Below are 9,390 nucleotides of genomic sequence, written 5' to 3' on the forward strand. Positions count from 1 at the left end.
TAGCTAAGCCACTCAATCGAGTGGCTTTTTATTTGGAGAAACAAATGTCAGTTAAAGCAATTTTAGTTACACAACCATTTCGTTGTCGCGGTCAATTATTGAAGCCTGAAACTGCACTTGAAGTGGGGCAAGGCTGCGACATTACACCGTCTGAAGCCCGTTCTCTGGTTGGCCAGAAGAAAGCAGTCTGGATACCAGAAGACGATCTTGAAGTCGAAGAGGACGAAGATGAGTAATTGGTCTCAATCTGTGGCTGAAATGGATGCTGCTTTATTTAGCGCATTCGGAGAGTCAGCCACCATTGCGGGTCAGTCTGCAAAAGTGGTTCCAAATACATCACAAGATCAATTTGGGATGATGGCTGCCAATGTGACCCGTTTGTCTATCTCTGGTTCATCTGGTGTGAAGGTTCGCAAAGGTGACAAAGTTACCTATAAAGGCCGCAGCCACGTGGTTGCTGATGTACCTGAGTATCATGATGGCTTAATTAGTTTTGATCTGAAATGAATGAACTAGACCGCCAGTTGGCAACTGCAGTAAAGAACCTCAGTGTTTTAGACGAAAAAGCGGTACCAAGTGCAGCTTCTATGGCAATAAACCGAATCGCTAAGAGAGCTATTAGCCATTCAGTAAAAGACACCTCTAAGGCGGTCAAGGTTCAGCAAAAAGTCATCAGACGTTATGCCCGAGTATCCAAAAAAGCCTCACCAAAACAGCCTGTCGCTTATGTTCGAGTAAGGCGTACCGATATTCCAGCAATTCACATAGGGGAAGCTCGTACACAAATTCGGCGTAAAAAAGGGCGTTACCAGGTGCAAAGTGCAACCCGTGCTAAAGATGGACGTTATACCAAGCGCGAAGTTTCTGGTTTTACGTCCATAAAAGTGGGTAAACATAAGTTTGACAATGCTTTTCTGCAGAAGCTGAAGAATGGTAAATGGCACATTATGCAGCGTACTAGCGATGCTCGTTACCCAATCAAGATGTGCGCTATTCCTATTTACAAAGAGATTACGTCGGCTTTTGAAACTAACTGTAGTCGTTTGATTGATAAAGATATGCCTAAAGAGTTGATGTATGCAATGGGCCAGCAGGTTCGGTTAATCGTTCGTCGGGAGGTAGGGCGTGGAAATTAACAAACAAATTCGAAAGCAGGTCATTTCTGACTTGGAAAAAGCACTCATTGACAGTGAAGGACACCCTCTTATCGCTGCTTATTTTTCTGGCCGAGGTGAACCAGTTACAGCCAGTGATGACGGTGAGACAGGATACCTCGAAGTTCCAGCTATTTCGGTCTACTTGCTTGATGGTGAATCCACTGGGCAGGATTTTGATGAAGAGGAGTGGAGCTCGGTACTTGCTGTAGAGATTATGGACTTAGCCACCAATCAACTGGATGACGACCTCGATACCTTTAGTGAGAAAGTTCGGGGCGTAATTGACCGTCACTACACCGCTAATGGTTTGCTCAGTCTGTGTAATCGTTCTGGTTTTTCTTATGTACGCGAAGAGGGGGCCCCATGGGGTTCCTCGGTTTTAACATTTACTATTGAATACACCGAAGAGGTTTAATCATGTCGGACCCAACTAAACCAATCAAAGGCGCTGGTACCACGTTCTGGCGTTTGAAAGATGCCGCCGAAATCCTGACTTCAGCTGATTATCTTGATGACGCAAAATGGGACAAATTAGGCGGTGTTAAAGAGATTCAACCAGGTGAAATTACCGTTGAAGATGAAGAAGACAACTACCTAGACGATCCAGACGCAGATTGGGCCAAAACAACACCTGGTCAAAAATCAGCAGGTGAGACCAATGTAACTTTGGTATGGAAGCCTGGTGAGCCAGGTCAACAACAACTAGTAGACGATATTGAAAACGATGTAGTCACTGAGTATCGAACTGTGTTCCCTAACGGAGCGGTCGATGCCTATTCAGGCTACATCAACTCATTGGGTAAAGCGGTAACGATTAAAGAGAAGGTTACCCGCACGGTTAAAATCAAAAACGTTGGCAAACCAAAACTCGCTGAAATGATTTTGGCTGAACAAGCGCAGCCTGCTGAAGGGGGCGTTTAATCCATGGCTACATTTCTAAAGCAAAAGACGGTTCCAGTGGGTGACTGTGAAGTCACCATTACTCAGTTATCTGGCTTAGATAGGCTGAATTACATGGATTATTGTACAGAATTTCCCGATCCGAACCGACCAAAAGAACCAGCGGAAGATGCAAGCCAGGAAGAAAAAGAGCGTTACCTTCTTGATTTGAAAAAATACTCAAACGCTTGGCTCCGTATCAACTTCATGGCTCAGGCTCGCTTGGTCGCGTATGCCTATCGTGGTGATGTCGATGACATCGATGAGCGTCATCAGCAGGTCATGTCGATGATGACACCGCCGCAAGTTGAAACGCTTTATTTTGAGATAGCCGACTTTTCAGGGTTATCTACGCCAAAGGAATTGGATGCCATTGAAGGCCCCTCGGATGCCACCACTGATAGCGCTACAACGGAAGAAATGACAACTCAGGAACCCACCGACCCAAAAGTCTAATTCGGGATGAAATTGAGTTTGCCATGGACCTTGCCCGTGAGTTCGGGCAAGTCTGTTGGCGAACCCTGTTGGCTTCCATTAGCGGCGAAGCTGTTGTGGAGTGGCGTGAATACTTTTCAAAACACGGTTTTAAGCATCAGATGGACAACCTGCGTTTTGCCGTGACTTGTTCTTCAAACTGGAATGTCACTGCGATGGCCGCAGGCTGCAAGGACGAAAGTGTCTTTAGAAGCTACCAAGACTTCCTGCCAACTTTAGAACATCCCGAAGAAGAATCGAAAGAATACACCGAAGAAGAGCTGATGGCGTTGAGTGCGTCGGCAGGAGGAGTTCGCCTTGAGTGCCCAAATAGCTGATTTTAATATCCGCTTCAATACTGAAACCGCCAAGTTTCAGAAAGATGTGGATTACGCCAAAAAGATGCTGCGTGGCTACACCAAAGAAGCTAAAGCGGCGAACGACTCAAACCTATCATTAAGCCGTTCTTTAGAGCAAACCGCCGACCGTGCCAAAAACGCAGGTCGCGGCGTGTTAGATGCTGCAGGTTATGTCTCGGCAGGTATTGGTGCTGTCACAGGTGCCACGGCTTATCTCATTACGCAGCAGGCGCAACAAGCGCGCGAAATCGAAAAGATGGCCACCGTTGCTCAGGTATCGGTCCAGCAAATTCAAGCCTTGGGATACGCCTCTGAGCAGTTCAATATCAGCGGCGAAAACATGGCCGAGATACTGAAGGACGTGAATGATAAGCTGGGCGACTTTACCGAAAATGAAGGTGGTGAATTTGCCGACTTCATGGAGAACATCGCGCCAACAGTCGGCCTGACTATTGAAAAGCTGCAAGAGTTGTCGGGTCCCGATGCGTTGATTGCCATCAAAACGGCGATGGACGAAGCCAACGTTCCAATGAAAAGCCAGATATTTTATCTGGAGAGTATCGCGAACGATGCCTCGGCCTTGATGCCATTGCTTGAAAATCAAGGCCAAAAGCTCTTTGAGTTGACCAAAAAGTACGACGATTTGAACGTGTCGATGTCGGAGTATGACATTGAGAAATTCAAAGAGATGGACCAAAAGCTCACAGATGTTGGTCTTAAACTTCAACGTTCTTTTGCTAATGGTGTATTGGGCGCTAGTGAACAGATAGATTGGTTTACCGATCAGCTCGTCGTCTCAGTTGACTATTGGGGCGCTCTGTTCGACAGCATGAGCGATAGCCCTAAAACTAAAAATGGCTTACTGAAGAAACTTGGTGATGCTCGCGACGAAGCGAGAACCGTCAAGATAGAGCTTGAGAGAGCTCAGAAAGCTTTAGAGGGCTTGCAGGCAACAGAAAGAAGTGCTGAAGGCAATGTTGAAGTTCAAGCACGTATGGCTAACTCGCGCTTTAGTGAAAGAGTTAGCGCTCAAGAGTCCAAAGTTGCCAAGCTCGCTGCAGAGTATGAAGCGCTCATCAATACCGTTGATAAGTATCAGCGCCAATATGAAGACCAAGAGCTTGGTTTTAAACGTGATGGTACGGGTGATGACAACACCAAGCCACAACCGCCGATTCGGACTTTAAAAGACGATCCTAGCGTTGGTAAAGCGCAAGCCTCTGGCGCATCGCGCCTAGCATCGCTTGATATGCAGTACGCGAGTGAGCGTGAAAAACTCATCTTAGCGCATGAGCAACGCTTGCGTGACATCGAAGAAATGCAGGTGTCCGAGCAAGAGTTAAAGCGTCGTGGCTTTGATACCTTGGAAGCGCTAAAAGCTGAGTATCGTGACCGTGAGACAGAGTTCTATCTAAATGCAGAAAAGACGCGTAAAGATTTAGAAGATGATGCTTTGGAAGCATCAATCGAGTCTTTTGCTAAGAGTGAAGAAGCCAAAACCGAAAAGGCCAAAATCGAAGCTGAAAAACGGGCGTATCGTGAAGAGCGCTTGATGCAAGAGCGCGTTCGAGGCATGAGCAACTTCCTCGGTCAAATCTCTCAGTTGCAAAACAGTGAAAACAAAAACGCCGCTCGTATTGGTAAAACCGCAGCGCGTTTCCAAATCATGCTCAACGCTTATGAGTCAGCGTCAGCCGCCTACAAATCTTTAGTTGGCATTCCTTATGTTGGGCCTGGTCTTGCAGCTGCTGCCGCAGGCTCAGCAATGGGGTTTGGTTTATCCATGGCCAGTAAAGTCGATTCAATTTCGAACATGGCGCACAACGGGATATCTGAAGTTCCGATGTTGGGTGGACGTATGGAATCCGACTGGACGTTAAAAGCAGGTGAGCGCGTTTATACCAACGAGTCCGCTAATCAAGTAGACCAAATGTATAGCGCAATCATGGCTATGCAGCGTCAACGGTTTTCTATGAATGACCCGTCAATGGCCTACCAAAACCGCATGGCCGCGAACGGGAGCGGAGCGAGCGCCCAACCTTGGACCATCATTATTCATGAAGCTGAGCCTGGTACTCACGCTGAGATTGATGACGAGAACAAAGTCCTCAACATCATGATGAAGGATGCGCAAAGTGGTGGGAAATACTTTAGCTACATCTCTAAAACGCTTGGCGTTCAGCCAGGAGGATTCAAATAATGGCAACCATCAAACCTGAAGTGTTGGCACAATTGAACCCGAATGTGATCCTTTACCCATGCAAGTATTTTGGTAACGGCATTTTGCCGTTGCCAAAATCCAAAGGGTATCAGTATAAACATGGCCAAACGGTCATACGCTCAAAGATGGATTTGGGCTTGGCCACCATGCGTCGTCGCTCTCGCATAGCCCCTGCTGAATTTGTCTTACCATTCCGGTTCACCGGAGAGCAAAAAGAGGTATTCGAGAGTTGGGTATTCAATGAACTGGAAGCAGGCGTGGAGTGGTTCTATTTACCGCTTCGGACGGGCGACTACGACCTTGAAGTACATAAGTGCCAGTTTACCGCCACACCAGGCGAGGACACCCCATTCGATTATAAAGGTGGTCGCAAAGACTTTGGCTCCATATGGGAACTTAAAGCCAAAGTGCAAACCTTCCGCGCTTTAAAACTGGAGCGCTACACCGCTCGCGTACTTTCCCGAGATACTTTATCTGGCATCGAAAAGGCCGCGTTAGCTGCCGAAGAGGCCGTATTCAAAATGCCATAGTGAGGCAAACGTGATCATAGCAACGATTGAATATCAGCACCCCTCCTTACCTGGAGGGGTGTTGCGTTATGTGAAGGACGGAATTGACCTACATGCCGGAATTGAGTCAGGCGAGTGGGTGTGGTTCACAGCAGGCCAGTTTGCTTTTCAGTTGCCCGACAAGGCAACCAAAGGGCAAGAAGCTCTCACCGTGGCCGCGCCCAATACCGACCTCACGCTCTCCAAGGCGATTGAAACCGCCAAGCGACACGAACCCGTGATTCCAGTCGTGAGCATTTACCGCGAATACGACACCGACGACTTGAGCAAGCCGCGCAACAAGCGAATACGACTCACCATGTCCTCGGCCAAAATTACCACCATGACTGTGACCCTCACGAACTCATGGAAAGATTTGACCAACCGACGCTTCATGCGCCCGATTTACAACAACGTTACGCACCCAGGATTGATGTACATATGAGTAAACCATCCATGATTGCTTACTTTAAATCGCTGCCAGATGGTCACTTTCCGGTGGACGGTTGCGTCCTGCTGGTGCGTGAGGCATGGCAGCGTTTCTTGCACCTTGAAAATCTGCCCAAGCATATGGACCAGTTTGTCACACCAGACTACGCCCATGAGCTGATTGATGGCTATCAAGGCCAGTTAATCGAACCCATTCAAAAGCCAGAGCACCTGTGCATGGTCGCCGCCTCTGGTAAAGGCAAATGGCATTGCGGTGTATTCAGCGCCGAGCAAATGCCAGGTTATGTCATCCATACCCTTGGCTGCACCGTCAAGATTGAACCGTTAAACCAGTTCCGCCGCCGATTTGATACCGTGGAGTTTTATCGTCATGCCACACATTGTCGAGTTTCAACATCCGATTCGAAAGGATAAACGCAAGGTCCACACCGTCGATGCTGGCACTCGCTTGTCGGATTGGCTAGAAAAACACTTCCCAAACCAGACCTTCAATGCCACTTTAAATTTTAACCGGCTCGATGATTTAAATGTGATCATCAGCGAGCGTGATGTGGTGAGTATTCGCCCTAAAATCGGCTTTGGTGTGGATTGGCTTGTCTATGCTGCGTTAGCCCTGTCAGCGGCCTCTGCTGTCTACATGTACATGAACATGCCAGACATGAGCGGCAACCCGAACACCAAGCAGGCCAGCTCGGTGTACAACTACAACGGCCAAGGCAATAAGCCAAAACTTGGCAACCCCGTTCCAGTACGTTATGGGCGCATGCCGCATTACCCTGACATCATTGCACCGGATTGGTGGGAGTACGAAAACAACGAGCAGTATTACTACCAGACCTTTTCTCAGGGCATCGGCAAGTTTCTTTACCATCGCCACGTTATTGGTGAGACGGAAATCAAACCAGACAATCCCGACATTGAAATCCGAGAATATAAGCCTGGTGAAGTGGTGGATCATTTCCATCACATCGTCTGGACTTCCAAAGAGGTCGGTTCATCCGATGGCCAAGGCGGCTTAAAGCTCGATGGCGTGACCTCGGATTGGGTTGCAGAGACCAGCAGCAACGAAGCGCGTTTTCGTGGCAAGGTGGTTGAACTGTGGTCTAACTACAGCATTCATACAGGCAATGGTGATTACACGTCGACATTGCGCCGTGATAAGTGGCCGTGGGATGCAGGTCAGCATGTGGTTATCACCTCTACTACTCAGGAAAGCCTCTACTTTGAGGGCAACATCCACTTTCATGATATGGGCGATGATGGTGACGTTATCGACCCTGAAGAGCTGCCAGACGAAATTGAAAACCCATTAGGTTGGGGTTCGTTAGCGGTGAATGATCGGATGATAATCACGGGCGCAGGGATCAACTCGGGTACCTACATTGTCACCGCTTTGCTTGCAGGAAATCGTATTCGGGTCAAACCGGATGGTGGTACTGAAGTTACGCGATTCCATCCTATGACCAACGTCTATGTTCGGATTTATGAGGCGGTGGGTAATGATGGTACCTACGTGTGTAAAGACAGTAACGGCACTCTAGCCTTGGTGGATTCCATCACATTGGAAGAAGTACCTGGTTGGAATGGCTTTATTACCTTAGATACGCCTAGCGCAGAAATTTCGGTGTTAGAACGGGATCGAGAAGCTGAATGGGTCGGTGACTTTCTTTGTGTTCCTAGCAATGCGACCGCGCTTGATGTGGGACTGGATTTTATCTTTCCTCGCGGCCTTGGCACCATGAACAAGAATGGTGACATCAACGCTCGAACGTGTGAATGGCAAGTGCGTGTGCGGCCAGAGGGCACGAATCAGGCTTATCAAACCCATAAGTTAACCCTGACAAAGGGCGATAATACGCCGCAGCGCATCACCGTTTGGTTGAAAGAGGAAATGGGACTCGCACCAGGGCGTTGGGAAGTGGGCTGTCGTCGTCTGAGCACCGTCACCAAAGCGACTAAAGTGTTTGATGAAGTGCAGTGGATGGGGCTGAAGTCCGTCATTCAGAAAACCTATACGAATGAAAAAGAGTCCATCATCACGCTGAAAATCAAAGCCACTAACTCGCTCAGTCAGCAGGCCAATAGCCAATACTGGAATGATTCGACGCGCATCCTGCCTGTTCGCCAAGACGACGGCAGGTATGTAGAAGAGCCAACTCGCTCCATTGCGGATGCGGTCATTGATGCTTGCCGCAATGATGTGTACGGGGCAGGGCTAGAAGACGATGCCATTGACCTAGATACCTTGCTGGCTTACCGAGATAAATGGGAATCGCGAGGCGATAAGTGTGATGGCTTATTTGACCAACCGACCACGTTTTGGGAAGCGCTACGTAGGCTACTCGAAACGGGACGCGCTTACCCTCGCATCGAGCTTGGCACGGTCAGCATGTGGCGCGATGAGCCAAGAGAAACGCTGTGCAAACCATACTCACCCGTGAACATGACCCCAGACAGCTTTTCTGTCGACATCGACATGGTGAAGGAAGATGACTACGACGGCGTAGAAGTCGAGTGGTTCAATCCTCAGTCAAGAAAATCTGAAACCCTATTGTGTACCTTACCAGGGCAGAACGGCTACAACCCGAACCCACTTAAGCTGAACTTTGTCACCAACGAAGAGCAGGCCAAAAGGGAAGGGCTATTCCATGCCGCTGTGCAAGCCTACCGCCGCACCAACATTGACTTCACCACCGACATGGATGGATGGGAGTCGAACTACGGTGATGTGATTCCGGTGGCGCACGATGCGGTGAGTTGGGGCGCGTCGGGGCAGGTAATCGAAACGCTAAACGCCGCCGATGGCAATCAATACCTGCAGCTTTCGGGACTGTTGGAATGGGAACCAGGTAAGCAGCATTATTTGCTGTTTAACCGAGGCAACAAAGGAACGCATGGCCCGTACCGAGTCGAGCCGACTGAGGCGCCAGATATTGTCATTCTGGTCGATGAGCCAACCGAAAAGATCATCGCCGTGGGTGAAAAGGGCAAAAAGCCAAGCGAATACATGTTTGGCCAAGCCGACACCATGTACAAGAAATGCATCCTGCAGCAAGTCAAACAAAAAGGGGAGTTCGAGGTCGGCTGCGCCGCTATCGAAGACGACCCTCGCGTGGATGCCTACGCATAAACTCAAGCACTCAATGCCCAGCCCTCGCGCTGGGCTTTTTATGAGGTTAAACCATGACTCAAAACATCGAGCAACGTACCGAAGTCGCGGTGACAAGGTATGAGGGGGCAAG

At 48.8% G+C, this 9,390-nt stretch carries 12 protein-coding genes; all 12 read left to right on the forward strand.

Annotated elements, in window-relative coordinates:
• The first annotated feature begins 44 nt into the window (after positions 1-44).
• The 12 genes from R7Q48_RS10540 to R7Q48_RS10595 are packed head-to-tail and all read left to right on the forward strand — an operon-like array spanning position 45 to position 9,278.
• A complete protein-coding gene (locus tag R7Q48_RS10540; protein ID WP_025632827.1) occupies positions 45-236 on the forward strand; it encodes a hypothetical protein in 192 nt (63 codons plus the stop codon).
• Positions 229-507, forward strand: coding sequence for an ATP-binding sugar transporter from pro-phage family protein (locus R7Q48_RS10545; RefSeq protein WP_025766788.1), 279 nt, complete (start codon positions 229-231; stop codon positions 505-507). Before R7Q48_RS10540 ends, R7Q48_RS10545 begins: the two co-directional genes overlap by 8 nt.
• Positions 504-1,136, forward strand: a complete 633-nt coding sequence (locus R7Q48_RS10550) for a phage tail protein (protein WP_054729844.1) — start codon at positions 504-506, stop codon at positions 1,134-1,136. Before R7Q48_RS10545 ends, R7Q48_RS10550 begins: the two co-directional genes overlap by 4 nt.
• The gene (gene gpU / locus R7Q48_RS10555; protein ID WP_213869102.1) at positions 1,126-1,572 is read left to right on the forward strand and encodes a phage tail terminator protein; all 447 of its coding nucleotides are present in this window, start codon (positions 1,126-1,128) and stop codon (positions 1,570-1,572) included. Before R7Q48_RS10550 ends, gpU begins: the two co-directional genes overlap by 11 nt.
• 2 nt (positions 1,573-1,574) lie before the next feature.
• Positions 1,575-2,078 (forward strand): phage tail tube protein, encoded by a 504-nt coding sequence (locus tag R7Q48_RS10560; protein WP_193278567.1) that lies wholly within the window; start codon positions 1,575-1,577, stop codon positions 2,076-2,078.
• Between the two features lie 3 nt (positions 2,079-2,081).
• On the forward strand, positions 2,082-2,552 hold the full coding sequence (locus R7Q48_RS10565) for a phage minor tail protein G (protein ID WP_054729849.1): 471 nt from the start codon (positions 2,082-2,084) through the stop codon (positions 2,550-2,552).
• A 23-nt stretch (positions 2,553-2,575) separates the two neighbouring features.
• Complete coding sequence (locus tag R7Q48_RS10570; protein ID WP_054729851.1) at positions 2,576-2,908, forward strand: phage tail assembly protein T; 333 nt, start codon at positions 2,576-2,578, stop codon at positions 2,906-2,908.
• Positions 2,889-5,129 carry a hypothetical protein gene (locus R7Q48_RS10575; RefSeq protein ID WP_318132276.1) on the forward strand — a complete coding sequence of 747 codons (2,241 nt, stop codon included), beginning with the start codon at positions 2,889-2,891 and terminating at the stop codon, positions 5,127-5,129. Before R7Q48_RS10570 ends, R7Q48_RS10575 begins: the two co-directional genes overlap by 20 nt.
• Complete coding sequence (locus R7Q48_RS10580; RefSeq protein ID WP_213883750.1) at positions 5,129-5,680, forward strand: hypothetical protein; 552 nt, start codon at positions 5,129-5,131, stop codon at positions 5,678-5,680. Before R7Q48_RS10575 ends, R7Q48_RS10580 begins: the two co-directional genes overlap by 1 nt.
• A 10-nt stretch (positions 5,681-5,690) precedes the next feature.
• Positions 5,691-6,143: a DUF1833 family protein gene (locus R7Q48_RS10585; protein ID WP_225472820.1), complete on the forward strand. Its 453-nt coding sequence runs from the start codon at positions 5,691-5,693 to the stop codon at positions 6,141-6,143.
• Positions 6,140-6,562, forward strand: coding sequence for a hypothetical protein (locus R7Q48_RS10590; RefSeq protein ID WP_229636717.1), 423 nt, complete (start codon positions 6,140-6,142; stop codon positions 6,560-6,562). The genes R7Q48_RS10585 and R7Q48_RS10590 overlap by 4 nt, the downstream gene beginning before the upstream one ends.
• Positions 6,519-9,278: a host specificity factor TipJ family phage tail protein gene (locus tag R7Q48_RS10595; RefSeq protein ID WP_318132277.1), complete on the forward strand. Its 2,760-nt coding sequence runs from the start codon at positions 6,519-6,521 to the stop codon at positions 9,276-9,278. Before R7Q48_RS10590 ends, R7Q48_RS10595 begins: the two co-directional genes overlap by 44 nt.
• Positions 9,279-9,390 lie beyond the last annotated feature (112 nt).

It is taken from the genome of Vibrio sp. 378 (assembly GCF_033339435.1).